The 16,813-nt window shown below is 60.0% G+C and carries 16 protein-coding genes; 8 read left to right on the forward strand and 8 right to left on the reverse strand.

What is annotated here, in order from left to right; all coding sequences use genetic code 11:
* Positions 1–138: 138 nt before the first annotated feature.
* The 3 genes from ACGJAX_RS05565 (at position 139) to ACGJAX_RS05575 (ending at position 4,632) form a co-directional block, all read left to right on the forward strand.
* Positions 139–1,068: a hydrogen peroxide-inducible genes activator gene (locus ACGJAX_RS05565; protein WP_090326662.1), complete on the forward strand. Its 930-nt coding sequence runs from the start codon at positions 139–141 to the stop codon at positions 1,066–1,068.
* 9 nt (positions 1,069–1,077) lie between these two features.
* Positions 1,078–3,153 (forward strand): ATP-dependent DNA helicase RecG, encoded by a 2,076-nt coding sequence (gene recG / locus ACGJAX_RS05570; protein WP_390957762.1) that lies wholly within the window; start codon positions 1,078–1,080, stop codon positions 3,151–3,153.
* Positions 3,154–3,231: 78 nt separating this feature from the next.
* A complete protein-coding gene (locus ACGJAX_RS05575; protein ID WP_247255276.1) occupies positions 3,232–4,632 on the forward strand; it encodes an aminoacyl-tRNA deacylase and HDOD domain-containing protein in 1,401 nt (466 codons plus the stop codon).
* A gap of 126 nt (positions 4,633–4,758) precedes the next feature.
* Here the strand turns inward: ACGJAX_RS05575 and ACGJAX_RS05580 are convergent, their stop codons facing one another.
* The 5 genes from ACGJAX_RS05580 to ACGJAX_RS05600 all read right to left on the reverse strand — a co-directional run bounded on the left by ACGJAX_RS05580 (position 4,759) and on the right by ACGJAX_RS05600 (position 8,779).
* A complete protein-coding gene (locus ACGJAX_RS05580; RefSeq protein WP_390957764.1) occupies positions 4,759–6,021 on the reverse strand; it encodes a hypothetical protein in 1,263 nt (420 codons plus the stop codon).
* A 165-nt stretch (positions 6,022–6,186) separates the two neighbouring features.
* A complete protein-coding gene (locus tag ACGJAX_RS05585) occupies positions 6,187–6,573 on the reverse strand; it encodes a helicase (protein WP_390957766.1) in 387 nt (128 codons plus the stop codon).
* A gap of 398 nt (positions 6,574–6,971) precedes the next feature.
* Positions 6,972–7,247: an HU family DNA-binding protein gene (locus ACGJAX_RS05590; RefSeq protein ID WP_003213368.1), complete on the reverse strand. Its 276-nt coding sequence runs from the start codon at positions 7,245–7,247 to the stop codon at positions 6,972–6,974.
* 194 nt (positions 7,248–7,441) lie between these two features.
* Positions 7,442–8,590 carry an NAD(P)/FAD-dependent oxidoreductase gene (locus ACGJAX_RS05595; protein ID WP_090326675.1) on the reverse strand — a complete coding sequence of 383 codons (1,149 nt, stop codon included), beginning with the start codon at positions 8,588–8,590 and terminating at the stop codon, positions 7,442–7,444.
* 18 nt (positions 8,591–8,608) lie between these two features.
* Complete coding sequence (locus tag ACGJAX_RS05600; RefSeq protein ID WP_007995385.1) at positions 8,609–8,779, reverse strand: rubredoxin; 171 nt, start codon at positions 8,777–8,779, stop codon at positions 8,609–8,611.
* 201 nt (positions 8,780–8,980) lie between these two features.
* Here ACGJAX_RS05600 and ACGJAX_RS05605 point away from each other — a divergent pair, with 201 nt between their 5' ends.
* Positions 8,981–9,544 carry a chorismate lyase gene (locus ACGJAX_RS05605; RefSeq protein ID WP_390957769.1) on the forward strand — a complete coding sequence of 188 codons (564 nt, stop codon included), beginning with the start codon at positions 8,981–8,983 and terminating at the stop codon, positions 9,542–9,544.
* Positions 9,544–10,434, forward strand: a complete 891-nt coding sequence (gene ubiA / locus ACGJAX_RS05610; protein WP_090326680.1) for a 4-hydroxybenzoate octaprenyltransferase — start codon at positions 9,544–9,546, stop codon at positions 10,432–10,434. The genes ACGJAX_RS05605 and ubiA overlap by 1 nt, the downstream gene beginning before the upstream one ends.
* Before the next feature lie 54 nt (positions 10,435–10,488).
* Here the strand turns inward: ubiA and ACGJAX_RS05615 are convergent, their stop codons facing one another.
* On the reverse strand, positions 10,489–10,875 hold the full coding sequence (locus tag ACGJAX_RS05615) for a hypothetical protein (protein ID WP_390957771.1): 387 nt from the start codon (positions 10,873–10,875) through the stop codon (positions 10,489–10,491).
* Positions 10,876–11,027: 152 nt separating this feature from the next.
* Here ACGJAX_RS05615 and phoB point away from each other — a divergent pair, with 152 nt between their 5' ends.
* The 3 genes from phoB (at position 11,028) to ACGJAX_RS05630 (ending at position 14,532) form a co-directional block, all read left to right on the forward strand.
* On the forward strand, positions 11,028–11,717 hold the full coding sequence (gene phoB / locus ACGJAX_RS05620) for a phosphate regulon transcriptional regulator PhoB (RefSeq protein ID WP_034149326.1): 690 nt from the start codon (positions 11,028–11,030) through the stop codon (positions 11,715–11,717).
* A 75-nt stretch (positions 11,718–11,792) separates the two neighbouring features.
* Entirely contained in the window at positions 11,793–13,079 is a 1,287-nt protein-coding gene (phoR, locus tag ACGJAX_RS05625; protein ID WP_245706757.1) for a phosphate regulon sensor histidine kinase PhoR, read from the forward strand.
* Positions 13,080–13,191: 112 nt separating this feature from the next.
* Positions 13,192–14,532 carry a hemolysin family protein gene (locus ACGJAX_RS05630; protein WP_090326691.1) on the forward strand — a complete coding sequence of 447 codons (1,341 nt, stop codon included), beginning with the start codon at positions 13,192–13,194 and terminating at the stop codon, positions 14,530–14,532.
* Between the two features lie 170 nt (positions 14,533–14,702).
* Here the strand turns inward: ACGJAX_RS05630 and ACGJAX_RS05635 are convergent, their stop codons facing one another.
* Both ACGJAX_RS05635 and ACGJAX_RS05640 read right to left on the reverse strand, forming a co-directional pair.
* Positions 14,703–15,599 (reverse strand): peptidoglycan DD-metalloendopeptidase family protein, encoded by an 897-nt coding sequence (locus ACGJAX_RS05635; protein ID WP_390957774.1) that lies wholly within the window; start codon positions 15,597–15,599, stop codon positions 14,703–14,705.
* A 206-nt stretch (positions 15,600–15,805) separates the two neighbouring features.
* Positions 15,806–16,717: a response regulator gene (locus ACGJAX_RS05640; RefSeq protein WP_247255271.1), complete on the reverse strand. Its 912-nt coding sequence runs from the start codon at positions 16,715–16,717 to the stop codon at positions 15,806–15,808.
* Positions 16,718–16,813: the final 96 nt, after the last annotated feature.

Genomic DNA, 16,813 nt, shown 5'->3' on the forward strand with positions numbered 1-16,813 from the left:
GGCATCGAAAGGTGCCTTTTACGTATCTGCCAGCGGCAAACCGGCATTGTCCGGTGTCACCCGATACACACAGTCTGATAACGTGCGTCTATCGATTGCAGCCGGTATGCTTGGCTCGCAACTTCATGGACGCTTGCTATGACCCTCACAGAATTACGCTACATCGTTACCCTCGCCCAAGAGCAGCACTTCGGCCATGCAGCCGAGCGTTGCCACGTCAGCCAACCGACCCTTTCGGTGGGCGTGAAAAAGCTTGAAGACGAACTCGGTGTGCTGATTTTCGAGCGCAGCAAAAGCGCCGTGCGCCTGACCCCGGTTGGCGAAGGCATCGTGGCCCAGGCACAGAAAGTCCTGGAGCAGGCCCAAGGCATTCGCGAATTGGCCCAAGCCGGCAAGAACCAACTGACCGCCCCGCTGAAAGTCGGCGCGATCTACACCGTCGGCCCGTACCTGTTCCCGCACCTGATCCCGCAACTGCACCGGGTTGCCCCGCAGATGCCGTTGTACATCGAAGAAAACTTCACCCACATCCTGCGTGACAAGCTGCGCAACGGCGAGCTCGACGCGATCATCATCGCCCTGCCGTTCAATGAAGCCGACGTCCTGACCCTGCAGCTCTACGATGAGCCGTTCTACGTCCTGATGCCGGCGCAGCACCCTTGGACACAAAAAGAATCCATCGACGCCAGCCTGCTCAATGACAAGAGCCTGCTGTTGCTCGGCGAAGGCCACTGCTTCCGCGATCAGGTACTGGAAGCCTGCCCGACCCTGACCAAAGGCAACGACGGCGCCAAACACACCACGGTGGAATCCAGTTCGCTGGAAACCATCCGCCACATGGTTGCCTCCGGCCTCGGGGTTTCGATCCTGCCGCTGTCGGCCGTCGACAGCCACCACTACGCCCCTGGCGTGATCGAAGTTCGGCCGTTGTCGGCGCCGGTGCCGTTTCGCACCGTGGCCATCGCCTGGCGTGCGAGCTTCCCGCGTCCGAAAGCGATTGAAATCCTCGCTGACTCCATTCGCCTGTGTTCGGTGGCCAAGCCATCGGCACCGGTGGTGGCCGGCTAAGCACGCGTCATGACCGAGTTGTCGCAAGTGTCGGTGACGGCACTCAAGGGTGTCGGCGAAGCCATGGCCGAGAAACTGGCCAAGGTGGGTCTGGAAAATCTCCAGGACGTCCTGTTTCACCTGCCGCTGCGCTACCAGGACCGCACTCGCGTGGTCCCGATCGGGGCGTTGCGCCCGGGTCAGGATGCCGTGATCGAAGGGACCGTCAGCGGTGCCGACGTGGTCATGGGCCGACGCCGCAGCCTGGTGGTGCGCCTGCAGGACGGCACCGGCGGGCTCAGCCTGCGCTTCTACCATTTCAGCAACGCACAGAAAGAAGGCCTCAAGCGCGGCACGCGAATTCGCTGCTACGGCGAAGCGCGACCCGGTGCGTCGGGGCTGGAAATCTACCACCCGGAATACCGCGCCATTACCGGCGACGAGCCGCCGCCGGTGGACGAAACCCTGACCCCGGTGTATCCGCTTACCGAAGGCCTGACGCAGCAACGCTTGCGCCAACTGTGCATGCAGACCCTGACCTTGCTCGGCCCCACCAGCCTGCCCGACTGGCTGCCGACCGAACTGGCCCGTGATTATCAATTGGCACCGCTGGCCGATGCGATCCGCTACCTGCACCATCCTCCGGCTGACGCCGATGTCGACGAGCTCGCCCTCGGCCACCACTGGGCCCAGCACCGCCTGGCCTTCGAAGAACTGCTGACCCATCAACTGTCCCAGCAACGCTTGCGTGAAAGCATGCGCTCGCTGCGCGCACCGGCCATGCCCAAAGCCTCGAAGCTACCGGCCAGATACCTGGCCAACCTCGGCTTCAGCCCTACGGGTGCACAGCAGCGGGTCGGCAACGAAATCGCCTACGACCTCAGTCAACACGAGCCGATGCTGCGCTTGATTCAGGGCGACGTCGGCGCGGGCAAGACCGTGGTCGCCGCGCTGGCTGCGTTGCAAGCGCTGGAGGCCGGCTATCAGGTCGCCCTGATGGCGCCCACCGAAATTCTCGCCGAACAGCACTTCATCACCTTCAAACGCTGGCTCGAACCACTGGGTATCGAAGTCGCGTGGCTGGCCGGCAAGCTCAAGGGCAAAAACCGCGTGGCCGCACTGGAGCAGATTGCCAATGGCACACCGATGGTGGTCGGCACCCACGCGCTGTTCCAGGACGAGGTGCAGTTCAAGAACCTGGCGCTGGTGATCATCGACGAACAGCACCGCTTCGGTGTGCAACAGCGCCTGGCGTTACGGCAGAAAGGGGTCGGTGGGCGCATGTGCCCACATCAACTGATCATGACTGCGACGCCCATCCCGCGAACCCTGGCCATGAGTGCCTACGCCGACCTCGACACCTCGATCCTCGACGAATTGCCGCCAGGCCGAACGCCTGTGAACACGGTGCTGATCACCGACACCCGGCGGGTCGAAGTCATCGAACGGGTGCGCGGCGCCTGTGCCGAGGGTCGTCAGGCCTACTGGGTGTGCACGCTGATTGAAGAGTCGGAAGAGCTGACCTGCCAGGCCGCCGAAACCACCTATGAAGACCTCACCGCCGCCCTCGGCGAGTTGAAGGTCGGGCTGATCCACGGGCGCATGAAGCCGGCCGAGAAAGCCGCCGTGATGGCCGAATTCAAGGCCGGCAACTTGCAGCTGCTGGTCGCCACCACCGTGATCGAAGTGGGTGTCGACGTGCCCAACGCCAGCCTGATGATCATCGAAAACCCGGAACGCCTTGGCCTCGCGCAACTGCACCAGCTGCGCGGTCGCGTCGGGCGAGGCAGTGCCGTCAGCCATTGCGTGTTGCTCTACCATCCGCCGCTGTCGCAGATCGGTCGACAGCGTCTGGGCATCATGCGCGAAACCAACGACGGCTTTGTCATCGCCGAAAAAGACCTCGAACTGCGCGGCCCCGGCGAAATGCTCGGCACACGCCAGACGGGTCTGCTTCAATTCAAGGTCGCCGACCTGATGCGCGACGCCGACCTGCTACCCGCCGTGCGAGACGCGGCTCAAGCTTTGCTCGAACGCTGGCCCGACCACGTCAGCCCACTGCTCGACCGATGGTTGCGCCATGGGCAGCAATACGGCCAAGTGTGAGCACCGTCGCAGTTTCTGAGAGATGGGTTTGAGCAAGCTGGTTATACTCCTGCAATTGTTTTCGAACGGATACAGACCATGACCGAAGTTGCCCTCGCACCCGCTACCCCGCACGCGCCGTCGGTCATTCGGCTGATGCTGGGCAAACTGGGCATTGCCTACGAAGAAGTTCTCGACCATCACGGCCTGAATCCGGCGCGCAAGGTCCAGGCCGTGCTGCTCGACGATGCCGTTGGCGCACTGATGGTGCTGTTCCCTCAGAGCCAGTTGCTGGACCTCAATCGCCTCACCGAACTCACCGGCCGCCGCCTCACCGCGGTGCCGACCGAGCGCCTGGAGAAGATGCTCGGCAAGCACAACCTGAGCCTGTTGCCAGGTCTGCCGTCACTCACCAGCTCGCCGTGCCTGTACGAGGAAAGCCTGCTGCGCGAACCGATGTTGCTGGTCAACTCGGGCGAGCCTGGCGTGTTGCTGGAAATCAGCAGCGAAGCCTTCAAATCCATGCTGAATAAAGCCAGCGCCGCCAATTTCGGCGAAGTGCTGGCCAGCATCCGCCCGAACCTCGACCGCCCCGACGATGACCGCGAGGAAATCACCCAGGCCGTTCAAGCGTTCACCGCACGACGTATCCAGCAGCGCCTGGAAGCGACCATCGAGATTCCGCCGCTGGCCGAGACCGCGCAGAAGATCATCAAGCTGCGCGTCGACCCCAACGCCACCATCGACGACATCACCGGCGTGGTCGAAACCGACCCGGCGCTGGCGGCGCAAGTGGTGAGCTGGGCGGCGTCGCCTTACTACGCGTCGCCGGGCAAGATCCGCTCGGTGGAAGATGCCATCGTTCGGGTGCTGGGTTTCGACCTGGTGATCAACCTGGCGCTGGGCCTGGCCCTGGGCAAAACCCTGAGCCTGCCCAAGGACCACCCGCAACACAGCACGCCGTACTGGCAGCAATCGATCTACACCGCCGCCGTCATTGAAGGCCTGACCCGCGCCATGCCGCGCACCCAGCGCCCGGAAGCCGGCCTGACCTACCTGGCCGGCCTGCTGCACAACTTCGGCTACCTGCTGTTGGCCCACGTTTTCCCGCCGCACTTCTCGCTGATCTGCCGCCACCTGGAGGTCAACCCGCACCTGTGCCACAGCTACATCGAGCAACACCTGCTGGGCATCAGCCGCGAACAGATCGGCGCCTGGCTGATGCGCTACTGGGACATGCCCGATGAACTGGCCACCGCGTTGCGTTTCCAGCACGACCCACATTACGACGGCGACTACGCCGAGTACCCGAACCTCGTATGCCTGAGCGTGCGTTTGCTGCGCAGCCGTGGCATTGGTTCCGGCCCCGACGAAGACATCCCCGACGCCCTGCTCGAACGCCTCGGCCTGACCCGCGCCAAGGCTGAAGACGTGGTCAGCAAAGTGCTTGAAGCCGAAGTATTGCTGCGCGAACTCGCTTCGCAATTCACTCAGGGCTGAAAGGCATCGCGGGCAAGCCCGCTCCCACAGGATTTAAATGATCCCTGTGGGTGCGTGGCCTGCCCGCGATGAATCCGCTTGAAACCTGACTAGCCAGGCTAGCCCTCAGCGCTTCTACTCAACTGCTCATGTGAGGTAGCGCAACAAACTCCTCTGTCCGATAACGACGAGTTTCCTGTCGCTTGTTACCAACATGTCCTTATAGCTACCTTTGTGGGAGTTCCAGCCCGTATCATTGAATGACGGATCCAGCAAACCGCTTGTAAGATAGCGCGCTACGACCGATCCGGAGACAAGAATCGCGCTGCCATCTTCCTGCCAAGCAGAATTACGCCATGATCCATCGCCAGGCACTACCCTCGCGAACAATGGCTTGCTGTTATTGAACAAAATATTGAACGAGCCATCGGCGTCAAGAACTGCAATCCATGGCGTACTGACAGATGGTATCGGGCTAAACGCCTCATAGGCGGTGCCCACCACAAGAATTGTATTGTCGCTTTCTCTCACCGAAATGGTGCCAGCTGCAATTATTTTGAAATTCGGGTTGGTGATTACCACCTGCCTGCCATTGTTGAAGGTGGTATCTAATTCACCGTTTTCTTCGTAACGAATGATATAGCCACTTACGGTTGACTCAGCCAAGTAACTACCGCACACCAGAATTTTTCCATCTTTCTGCAGGGCGATACTTATGGCTTCGTTATCCTCAGCGCCATCGATATTCAGCTCGATAAGCAATACACCCGTTCCGTTAAACGTCTTGTCAATCGACCCGTTCGGCAACAGACGAAAAACCAGCCCGCTACTTCGGTACTCGTCATCGCGAATTCCGCTGTGCGCCACCAGAATCTTGCCATCTGGCTGCACGCACACAGACCTACCGATGTAATTGAACGCAGGGGTTAGATTTTGGACGGTGCTTTCGTGATTCGGCTTGGTATTACGCGGGTAAACCAGATCATAGGGGTCGATCTTCACAATGCCATCAGTACCAAATGTGGCATCCATGCGACCATCCAGGTCTAGTCGCGCGAGTACCATATCGCTCTGACCATTTTCAGTCAGGTGTGTACCCTTCACCAAGAGCCTGTCAGCCTGATATGAAAATAATCCGAATCTAGGCGCCGTGTTCCAACCAAGAGGCAGAATCACTGATCCGTTTTCACCGAACGACGAGTCAAAGAATCCGTTGGCGTGCAAGCGCCTGAGCCTGAGTGTATTTTGGCTATCCCTATGATCGCCATTGGCATAAAGCAATTTTCCATCGGATAGCGCAAAAATTGACTGAGGAACACTCAGGTTCCCGTCGGACTCCAGATCCACTACTCCATTATCGCCAAAGGATGGATCGAGAGTCCCCGCTGCCGCTTCTTTTACCTTGCTCATGTTCTTGCTCCATTGTGGTGAGTAAGGAATGAAAACCTTGTTGAACCCAGCACAGTGGAGCACGCGAAAAGGCAGTTGTGACCTGTCATAAATGACAGTCTTTTTAATTTTTATTTTCAGAATTGGAAGTAATTAAAGCCGAGCCCCCTTCTGATAGAACGCCTATCAACGAGCTACGGCAGACTTTTTCTTCGGCTTCAAATACTTGGTCAACCCCTGGAACCAGATTACCAACGCGGGGTTGCCCTTGATCTGAATCAACTTGTCCTGAATCCCCGTCATGAACGCCAACTGCTTGTTCTTCGCCTGCATCGTGGCAAAGCCATACGCAGCGTCTTTAAAGGCGATGGCAAACGCAGGTTCGGCATACACGCCCGCCTTGCTGGTAATGCGCTGATCCTTCACACGAAAGTGCCGCGCCACCTTCCCGTCCAGGGTCTGCAGCTGAAACACCAGGTCCTTGTCGCCCAACTGCTGCTGAAACGCAGGATTGGTCCGACTGGCCTTACCCATCAACAAACCCAGCATCCACAGCAGAAAACGAAATTTCATGCGCAAGCCTCAAAAAGAAAATGAACGGCCGGGGCAGTTTAACGGCTTCAAGCCATAACGCCAGTATCGGGTTGCATTAGGAGGAGATCATAACCATTAGCCGCACGATGACCGCCAAGTCACAATTTTTAAAGCCTTCTGACAGACCACTCGCCATGCACTCCTACACCAACCGAAACACATTCTGTAGCCAGCTTGCGAGCGATGACCTCAAGTGCGCCGCGTTAATCCAGCCCACACGCGGTATCGTCAACGACCATCGCCAGCGAGGCTGGCTCCTAAGGGTGTTGCGTAATTAGCTTCCGGGATGGCGCGAAAACCAAAAAAATGGGCACCCAACCTGGTTGGCGTGCCCATTCTTTTTTCCGCGTCCCTGCTACGCAGGGTATGGCGACGGATTACGGATTGACGCTGTCTTTCAACGATTTGCCTGGCTTGAAGGCGACAGTGTTGCTGGCCTTGATTTTAACGGGCTCACCGGTTTGCGGGTTTTTGCCGGTGCGGGCACCGCGGTGGCGTTGCAGGAAGGTGCCGAAACCTACCAGCGTGACGCTGTCTTTGCGGTGCAGGGCGCCGGTGATTTCTTCGAGAACGGCGTTGAGAACGCGATTGGCCTGCTCTTTGGTGAGGTCTGCTTTTTCAGCAATTGCTGCGGCGAGTTCTGGTTTACGCATATTAGTGAAGCCCCTTTGACGGTTTTTTGTTGTTATGTCCGTGCTGCTCTCTGCGAAGCAGCGCCCAAAGCGCCGCAGGTGCTCTACTCTGCGGCAGACGGGAGTGAGGATGGCACGCAGCGAGGAGCCGCGCCAGTGTCGGCGCGGCCAATGTATGGGCAAAAGGGGGGTGATTCCGACAGAACGACCGGTATTTACGCCAGCAGCGCCGGAAGCTCTTTGTTCAGGGCCAGTTTTTCCATCACCGCCGCGCCTGTCAGGGCGTATCCGAGCAGTCTGCCGCTGGCATCGCGGCATAATACCTTGATGTCGGCACCCTGCCCTTCGACGGTCCAGACGCCCTCCGCACCGCGTGGCGGCGGGGACACCACCAATGGGCACACCGGGGTTTTGACGGTGATGGGCATCGGCCCATAGGTGACCGCCGTCGGGTTACCGGCGAGGGTCTGGGCCAGAGCTCTGGCACAGCTCATCAGGGGCATCACATACAGCAGGTTCAGCCCATCGACCTCGGCACAGTCACCCAGGGCGTAGATGTTGGCGTGGGAGGTTTGCAGCTGACGGTTGACCACCACGCCGCGATTGACTTGCACGCCGGCAGCGGCAGCCAGGTCGATGCGTGGACGCAGGCCAATGGCCGACACCACCACGTCGCACGGGATCACCTGACCATCGGACAGATGCGCCTCCAGGCCATCAGCGACGCGCTGCAGGCGATTGAGCACCGGCCCGAGGTGGAAGCGTGCGCCGAGACTTTCCAGCCCGGCCTGCACCGCCGCAGCCGCCGCCGGGTGCAGGAGGGTCGGCATGACTTGTTCACACGGCGCCACCAGTTGCACCTCGTAGCCGCCGAGGCTGAGGTCGTTGGCGAACTCGCAGCCGATCAGGCCCGCGCCGAGCAATAGCACACGGCGCTTGCCGGCCGCTGCCGCGCGAAAACGTGCGTAGTCTTCCAGGTCGTTGATCGGGAATACGCAGTCCGCCGCATCACCTTCGATGGGCACGCGCACGGTTTCTGCGCCCCACGCCAGGATCAGGTCACGGTAGTACACCGCTTCTTCGCCGATCCACAGGCGCTTGTGGCCCGGGTCGATACCACTGATGCGCGTGTGGGTGCGCACTTCGGCTTTCAACTGCTCGGCCATGGTGCCGGGCTCGGCCATGCTCAGGCCGTCGGCGTCTTTGTTTTTGCCAAAACCGGTGGAGAGCATTGGCTTGGAGTAGGAGCGACCGTCATCTGCGGTAATCAGCAGCAATGATGTTTCGCTATCGAGCTTGCGAAATTCGCGGGCCACGTTGTAACCCGCCAACCCGGTGCCGACGATTACGACAGGTGCATTCATGCATGACTCCTCAATTGTTCAAGCAGCGATTTCGATCATTTCGAAGTCCATTTTGCCCACACCGCAGTCAGGGCACAGCCAGTCTGCCGGCACGTCTTCCCAGCGAGTGCCGGGCGCGATGCCGTCATCCGGCCAACCATCGGCTTCGTTGTAGATCAGGCCGCAGACGATACATTGCCACTTTTTCATTCAGGTACATCCTCAGGGTTCAGGCTTTTGCCGGCGCGGACGGTCAACGGCTGCTGCGCTGCCATCGCGCTCAAAAGCGTTTTTTACTGATCGGGCCGGGCAGATGCAAGCCTGTTCGGCGCAACGGGCGGCCAGATCACTCAAATTGATGAGCTGACATGTTAAGCTCGCCGCCTCCTTTGCTGCCAATAATGACTCACTGTGCCGCACTCAAAATCCCCTTGCCCGGCCCCGCTCTGGCTTCCTCAAAGCCAACTGACGCCCCTCCCTGATACGTCTACCCTCGACTGGCTATTCGACGAAGGTTCGCTGACCCGCCGCCTGACCCGTTTGTCGAATGACGGCTTCAGCGTCACGCCGCTGTTCGAAGGCTGGCAGACCCTGCGCGCCGACGAATGCGCCGCGCTGGATCTGGCCGATGGCAGTGAGGGCTGGGTTCGCGAGGTGTATCTGCGCGGTCATGGCGAAGCGTGGGTGTTTGCCCGCAGCGTTGCCTCGCGTAGCGCCTTGCAGGGCGACGGCTTGCACATGGATGAATTGGGCAGCCGCTCCCTGGGCGAATTGCTGTTTTGCGATCACGCCTTCCAGCGCCGGGCCATCGAAGTTTGTCACTATCCTCAAGCGTGGCTGCCGAACGAGGTCCAGTCGCCTGAATTATGGGGCCGCCGTTCGCGTTTCGACCGCGGCGCCTTGAGCGTACTGGTGGCCGAAATTTTCCTGCCGACACTGTGGAACGCCGCCCGCGCGCATCCGGAGAACTGCTGATGTACCAGAGCCTGCTCAAGTCCCTGAACCGCTTGAACCCTCGGGCCTGGGACTTCATTCAGCTGACGCGCATGGACAAGCCGATTGGCATCTATCTGTTGCTGTGGCCAACACTGTGGGCGCTATGGATTGCCGGCAAGGGCTCGCCGTCGCTGGCCAACATCGTGATTTTTGTCCTCGGTGTGGTACTGACCCGCGCCGGCGGCTGTGTGATCAACGACTGGGCCGACCGCAAGGTCGATGGCCATGTGAAACGCACCGCACAACGGCCACTGGCGAGTGGCAAGATCAGCTCCAAAGAAGCGTTGGTGTTCTTTGCACTACTGATGGGCGTGAGTTTCCTGCTGGTGCTGTGCACCAATGCGACCACGATCTGGTTGTCACTGGGCGGCCTGGCGCTGGCATTCACTTACCCGTTCATGAAGCGCTACACCTATTACCCGCAGGTGGTGTTGGGCGCGGCGTTTTCCTGGGGGATGCCGATGGCGTTCACCGCCGAAACCGGTGAACTGCCGGCGGCGGCCTGGTTGCTGTACATCGGCAATCTGCTTTGGACGGTGGGCTACGACACCTATTACGCGATGACCGACCGCGACGACGATCTGAAGATAGGCGTGAAATCCACGGCGATTCTGTTCGGCGAGGCGGACCGGGTGATCATCCTGACCCTGCAAGGGTTGGCGCTGGGATGCTTGCTGCTGGCGGGTTCGAAATTCGAACTCGGCGCCTGGTTCCACCTCGGGCTGGCGGTGGCGGCGGGCTGCTTTGCCTGGGAATTCTGGTACACCCGCGACAAGGAGCGGATGCGCTGTTTCAAGGCGTTTTTGCACAATCACTGGGCCGGACTGGCGATTTTCGTCGGGATCGTGCTGGATTACGGGTTGCGCTGAGACAGGAATGATATCGCCCCCGCATAGCAATCATGCGGAGGCGGATCGAGTCGGTTACTTCTGCGACTCGTGAACGACATGCCAGACGTCTTTCATGCCGTCGCCCTTCATTTCTCCAGGCTTTTCGTCCTTCATGAAGGTGTACAGCGGTTTACCGTCATACGCCCACTGCATCGTGCCGTCATCGCGCTTGATGGGCGTGAATTTGCCTTCGGGCTTGGCGCCGGCCGGAGCCATCATGGGTGGCCAATTCTTCGCGCAGTCACCATTACACATCGACTTGCCGCCCGAGTCTTTGTCGAACGTGTACACGGTCATGCCTTTATGGTCGACCATCATGCCGTCTTTCATCATTGCCGGGTCGGCGGCGAGCGCCAGGGTCGGCAGCGTTAACACGGCCGTTACCAGCAAAGCCTTCCAGGATTGAGCGATGTAATTCATGGAAACCTTCCTTTTGCGGTTGTCAGGATTCGGACTTAGAGCTTAGTCCAGGTTCGCGACAATCGCCGGACGGCTAAAATACTGTCACACGACTGCAATAATTCCGTTATCTAATGCGGCGCAAGACAGTTAAATGACAAGAGGATTAAGGCATGGTTGGCAGGAGCATTCTGATCGTCGACGACGAAGCGCCTATTCGCGAAATGATCGCCGTTGCGTTGGAAATGGCCGGCTATGACTGCCTGGAGGCCGAGAACTCCCAGCAGGCCCACGCCATTATTGTCGACCGCAAACCGGACCTGATCCTGCTCGACTGGATGCTGCCCGGCACCTCTGGCATCGAGCTGGCCCGCCGCCTCAAGCGCGATGAACTGACCGGTGATATCCCGATCATCATGCTCACCGCCAAGGGCGAAGAAGACAACAAGATCCAGGGCCTGGAAGTCGGCGCCGACGATTACATCACCAAACCCTTTTCTCCCCGTGAACTGGTCGCACGCCTCAAAGCCGTGCTGCGCCGTGCCGGTCCTACCGATGGCGAAGCGCCGATTGAAGTCGGTGGCCTGCTGCTGGACCCGATCGGCCACCGCGTGACCATCGATGGCAAACCGGCCGAAATGGGGCCGACCGAATACCGCCTGCTGCAGTTCTTCATGACCCACCAGGAGCGCGCCTACACGCGCGGGCAATTGCTGGATCAGGTCTGGGGCGGCAACGTCTATGTTGAAGAGCGCACCGTCGATGTGCACATCCGTCGCCTGCGCAAAGCCCTCGGCGACGCCTACGAAAACCTGGTACAAACCGTGCGCGGCACCGGCTACCGGTTCTCCACCAAGGCCTGAGCCAGCCGCCAGACTCGCTGACAAGGACGCATATTTTTCGTGAACCAAAACTGGCATGGCACCCTGATTCGCCACATGCTGCTGCTGGTCACCGCCTGCCTGGTGATCGGTTTGATCACCGGCTACTACGGCTGGAGCCTCGCCGCGGGACTGGGCCTTTACCTGACCTGGACCCTCAAGCAACTGCTGCGCCTGCACGAGTGGTTGCGCCTGCATCAACCCGATGAAGCCCCGCCCGATGGCTATGGCCTGTGGGGCGAAGTGTTCGACAGCATCTACCACCTGCAACGTCGCGATCAGCGAGTGCGCGGGCGGTTGCAAGCCGTGATCGACCGGGTACAGGAATCCACCGCCGCCTTGAAAGACGCGGTGGTCATGCTCGACAGCGACGGCAACCTGGAATGGTGGAACCGTGCCGCCGAAACACTGCTGGGCCTCAAGACGCCACAGGACAGCGGCCAGCCGGTGACCAACCTGGTGCGTCACCCGCGCTTCAAGGAATACTTCGAGCAGGACAGCTACGCCGAGCCGCTGGAAATCCCTTCGCCGACCAACGACCGGATGCGTATTCAGCTGTACATCACCCGTTACGGCAACAACGAGCATCTGATGCTGGTGCGCGACGTGACACGCATCCATCAGCTAGAACAGATGCGCAAAGACTTCATCGCCAACGTTTCCCATGAATTACGCACGCCACTGACGGTGATTTGCGGCTACCTGGAAACCCTGCTCGACAACGTCGAGGACGTGAACCCACGCTGGAATCGCGCCCTGCAGCAGATGCAGCAACAAGGCGAGCGCATGCAGACGCTGCTCAACGACTTGCTGCTGCTGGCCAAGCTCGAAGCCACCGACTACCCATCGGATAACCAGCCAGTGGCCATCGATGGCCTGTTGCAGTCGATCAAGAGTGACGCTCAACAGCTTTCCGGTCAGAAGAACCAGCGCATCACCCTGGAAGCCGACCCGACGATTTTGCTCAAAGGCAGTGAAGCCGAACTGCGCAGCGCGTTTTCCAACCTGGTGTTCAACGCGGTCAAGTACACCCCGGCCGAAGGCAACATCCGCATTCGCTGGTGGGGCGATGAACAAGGCGCGCATCTGAGCGTGCAGGACTCCGGGATCGGCATCGACAGCAAACACCTGCCGCGCCTGACCGAACGCTTCTATCGCGTCGACTCCAGTCGCAACTCCAATACCGGTGGCACCGGGTTGGGGCTGGCAATCGTCAAACATGTGCTGCTGCGGCACCGCGCACGGATGGAAATCAGCAGCGTACCGGGGCACGGCAGCACCTTTACCTGCCATTTCGCCCCTGCCCAGGTCAGCAAATCCCGGGTCATCAGCCCAGCGGACTGATAGCGGCACTAGGCAATCGCTGAGTCAGCCGCTACATTGGCTGACTTGTGCCTGCCTTTCAGGCCCACTTTTTTCTTTCCTTTCGAATACACGGAACCCGCAAAACTCCATCATGGACCCTTCCCCTGGTTTGACCCTCGCCACACTATTCGCCGACTTCGGCATGATTCTTTTTGCTCTGATCCTGGTGTTGCTCAACGGATTTTTCGTTGCGGCGGAATTTGCCATGGTCAAACTGCGCTCGACCCGGGTCGAAGCCATCGCTGAAAAACACGGCTGGCGCGGGCACATCCTGCGTACCGTGCACAGTCAGCTCGATGCCTACCTGTCGGCGTGCCAACTGGGTATCACCCTCGCCTCCCTGGGCCTCGGCTGGGTCGGTGAACCGGCGTTCGCCCACATCCTCGAACCGCTGCTCGACGCCGTCGGCGTGCAGTCGGCCGAAGTGATCAAGGGTGTTTCGTTCTTCGCCGCGTTTTTTGTCATCTCGTACCTGCACATCGTGGTCGGCGAACTGGCTCCGAAATCCTGGGCCATTCGCAAACCCGAGCTGCTGTCGCTGTGGACCGCCGTGCCGCTGTACCTGTTCTACTGGGCCATGTACCCGGCGATCTACTTGCTCAACGCCAGTGCCAACACGATCCTGCGCATTGCCGGCCAGGGTGAGCCCGGCCCGCATCACGAGCACCACTACAGCCGCGAGGAACTGAAACTGATCCTGCACTCCAGCCGTGGCCAGGACCCGAGCGACCAGGGCATGCGCGTACTGGCCTCGGCGGTGGAAATGGGCGAACTGGAAGTGGTCGACTGGGCCAATTCCCGCGAAGACCTGGTGACCCTGGAATTCAACGCGCCGCTCAAGGAAATCCTGGCGATGTTCCGTCGCCACAAGTTCAGCCGTTATCCGGTGTATGACAGCGAGCGCCAGGAGTTCGTCGGCCTGCTGCACATCAAGGACCTGCTGCTTGAACTGGCGGCCCTGGATCACATTCCCGAGTCGTTCAACCTGGCCGAACTGACCCGTCCGCTGGAGCGTGTGTCCCGACACATGCCGCTGTCGCAGTTACTGGAACAGTTCCGCAAGGGCGGCTCGCACTTCGCCGTGGTTGAAGAGGCTGACGGCAACATCATCGGCTACCTGACCATGGAAGACGTGCTGGAAGTGCTGGTCGGCGACATTCAGGACGAACACCGCAAGGCCGAACGCGGGATCCTCGCCTACCAGCCGGGCAAGCTGCTGGTTCGAGGCGATACGCCGCTGTTCAAGGTCGAACGACTGCTGGGTATCGACCTGGACCACGTTGAAGCCGAAACCCTCGCAGGGCTCGTCTACGAAACCCTCAAACGCGTGCCGGAAGAGGAAGAAGTGCTGGAAGTCGAAGGCCTGCGCATCATCATCAAGAAGATGAAAGGACCGAAGATCATTCTGGCCAAGGTGTTGTTGCTCGACTGAGTGCAGCGACCGGCTCTTGTGGCGAGGGAGCTTGCTCCCGCTCGGCTGCGCAGCAGTCGTAAACCGGTGAATGCGGTTAATCTGAATAATCGCGGCGGCAGGACTTCGGGCTGCTTCGCAGCCCAGCGGGAGCAAGCTCCCTCGCCACAATAAGTTTTCGCAAGCTCTCGTTATTGCTTGCCCAACGCAAAGTTGGGCAACATCCCCACCGGCTGATTGAACTGATACGGAATCGACACCAGGCCCATCCCGGTGTTGCGCTGCACCACGAAATGCAGGTGCGGCCCGCTGCTGTTGCCGGTATTGCCCGACAGCGCGAGTGCGGTGCCCACCATCACCCTTTGCCCCTCGCGAACGCTGACCGAGCCTTTTTTCAGGTGCAGGTACACGCCCATGGTCCCGTCATCGTGCAACACCCGCACGAAATTGCCCGATGGATTGGTGCCGCGTCCGGTCTGCCCGTTTTCAATCTTCACCACGACCCCGCCACGTGCGGCAATGATCGGTGTGCCTTCGGGCATGGCGATGTCGATGGCGTAACGGTTCTTCGGCCCAAAGTGGCTGTATTGACCCTCGGCGCCCTGGGTCACCCGAAACGGCCCGCCACGCCAGGGCAACGGGTATCGATAGGCCACGGAGGCGCCTGCAGGGTCGCCCAGGGAGTATTCGAACCTGGGGATATAGGCGATCGGTCTTGCGGATTCAGTGGCCGTGAGCATCGCCAGACGAATGCTGCTGCGTGACGGCATCACCCGACGAATTGGCCGGCTTGGCGCGCCACTGACGTTCTTCAAGCCATCGAAACTCAATTCGATCTCTACCGGCGCATACAGGTCGTTACGCACGTACACGCTGTCCACGCCGTCCTTCTTCATGATCACCAGGTACACCTGACGCTCAAGATGCTCTTCCATGCGATCGCGGAAGGTGAACACCTTGGAGCCTTTCGTGGGGCGGTCGCTGTAGGAGACCACGCCATTGGCGTCGGTGGACTTGTAGATCGTCACGGCCATGACCGGGGAGGCAGCCATGAACAGACCACATAAAAACAGCAGGCGCGCGAGCATGGGCAGGATTCTGTCGTGTGAGGCCTGGAATGAGCCTAGCAGTCGGAATGGACCCGTGTTGTCGACAGATGTTTCAAAGTGGATGGTCAGACTGATGTTTTGAGATTGTTCCAGCGTCATCGCGGGCAAGCCCGCTCCACAGGTTCTGCGCTGCACCTGTGGGAACGGGCCTGCCCGCGATGGCTACCTGACAGGCGACGCCTGACTTACGCCCCCGGAATGAAGTGCTTCTGCGCGGTGCCGCGGGCGATCAGGCGGGAGAGGTAGTCGAGTTTCTGCGCGTCCTGATCGACAAAGCGAAAGGTCAGTTGCAACCAGTCGCTATCGGGCTTGGGTTCATGGGCGACGACGGCGTGCAAATAGCCATTCAGACGGGCGGTTTCGGCGTTGTCGCCCTGCTCCAGGTCGAGCACCGCGCTATCCAGCACTTGTGGCAGTGTTTCGGAGCGCTTTACCACCAACAGCGCTTCCTTGAGGCTCAGTGCCTTGATCACGCACTGCTGAATACCGTTCGGCAGACGCAATTGACCCTGGCCACGCCCTCCGGTCGCCGCAGAGGCAGGTGCCTTGACCGGCGGGCTATTGAGCAAACCGCGAGACGGTGCGGCGGCAGGTGCAGGAGCAGAAGGCGATGGCGCGACGACGGCGGCCTTGCCGCCGGTCAATGCATTGAGCGAATCGTTGCCGAACGCCGAGCTGGTTTTGGTCGCCGCGACGCTCATCAACGTGTCGAGTTTGCCGACCTTGTGCAGCGCCTGCTTGACCTTGTTGATCAGTTGCTCGTTGGTGAACGGCTTGCTGACGTAGCCGGAAACCCCGGCCTGAATCGCCTGCACGACGTTTTCCTTGTCGCCACGGCTGGTCACCATCACAAAGGGCATGGCTTTGAGATTGTCCTGCTCACGGCACCAGGTCAGCAGCTCCAGGCCGGACATTTCCGGCATTTCCCAGTCGCACAGCACCAGGTCGAACGTTTCCCGTGCCAGCAGTGCCTGAGCCTTTCTACCGTTGATTGCATCTTCGATGCGCATGCCCGGGAAGTAGTTACGCAGGCACTTTTTCACCAGGTCACGAATGAACGAGGCATCGTCCACGACCAACACACTGACCTTACTCATCCATAACCCCTTAAAAAACCCCGGCAAGCATACCGCTTTGATGATGGCACTTTGCCAAAAACCTTCAGTCACGCCGGGACTTTTCGTTCACGGGTG

The organism is Pseudomonas moorei, from assembly GCF_042846945.1.
GTDB lineage: Bacteria > Pseudomonadota > Gammaproteobacteria > Pseudomonadales > Pseudomonadaceae > Aquipseudomonas > Aquipseudomonas moorei.

Coding starts and splice junctions, on each gene's coding strand:
- ACGJAX_RS05565 (WP_090326662.1), top strand. CDS start 139: ATGACCCTCACAGAATTACGCTACATCGTTACCCTCGCCCAAGAGCAG.
- recG (WP_390957762.1), top strand. CDS start 1,078: ATGACCGAGTTGTCGCAAGTGTCGGTGACGGCACTCAAGGGTGTCGGC.
- ACGJAX_RS05575 (WP_247255276.1), top strand. CDS start 3,232: ATGACCGAAGTTGCCCTCGCACCCGCTACCCCGCACGCGCCGTCGGTC.
- ACGJAX_RS05580 (WP_390957764.1), bottom strand. CDS start 6,021: ATGAGCAAGGTAAAAGAAGCGGCAGCGGGGACTCTCGATCCATCCTTT.
- ACGJAX_RS05585 (WP_390957766.1), bottom strand. CDS start 6,573: ATGAAATTTCGTTTTCTGCTGTGGATGCTGGGTTTGTTGATGGGTAAG.
- ACGJAX_RS05590 (WP_003213368.1), bottom strand. CDS start 7,247: ATGCGTAAACCAGAACTCGCCGCAGCAATTGCTGAAAAAGCAGACCTC.
- ACGJAX_RS05595 (WP_090326675.1), bottom strand. CDS start 8,590: ATGAATGCACCTGTCGTAATCGTCGGCACCGGGTTGGCGGGTTACAAC.
- ACGJAX_RS05600 (WP_007995385.1), bottom strand. CDS start 8,779: ATGAAAAAGTGGCAATGTATCGTCTGCGGCCTGATCTACAACGAAGCC.
- ubiA (WP_090326680.1), top strand. CDS start 9,544: ATGTACCAGAGCCTGCTCAAGTCCCTGAACCGCTTGAACCCTCGGGCC.
- ACGJAX_RS05615 (WP_390957771.1), bottom strand. CDS start 10,875: ATGAATTACATCGCTCAATCCTGGAAGGCTTTGCTGGTAACGGCCGTG.
- phoB (WP_034149326.1), top strand. CDS start 11,028: ATGGTTGGCAGGAGCATTCTGATCGTCGACGACGAAGCGCCTATTCGC.
- phoR (WP_245706757.1), top strand. CDS start 11,793: ATGCTGCTGCTGGTCACCGCCTGCCTGGTGATCGGTTTGATCACCGGC.
- ACGJAX_RS05630 (WP_090326691.1), top strand. CDS start 13,192: ATGGACCCTTCCCCTGGTTTGACCCTCGCCACACTATTCGCCGACTTC.
- ACGJAX_RS05635 (WP_390957774.1), bottom strand. CDS start 15,599: ATGCTCGCGCGCCTGCTGTTTTTATGTGGTCTGTTCATGGCTGCCTCC.
- ACGJAX_RS05640 (WP_247255271.1), bottom strand. CDS start 16,717: ATGAGTAAGGTCAGTGTGTTGGTCGTGGACGATGCCTCGTTCATTCGT.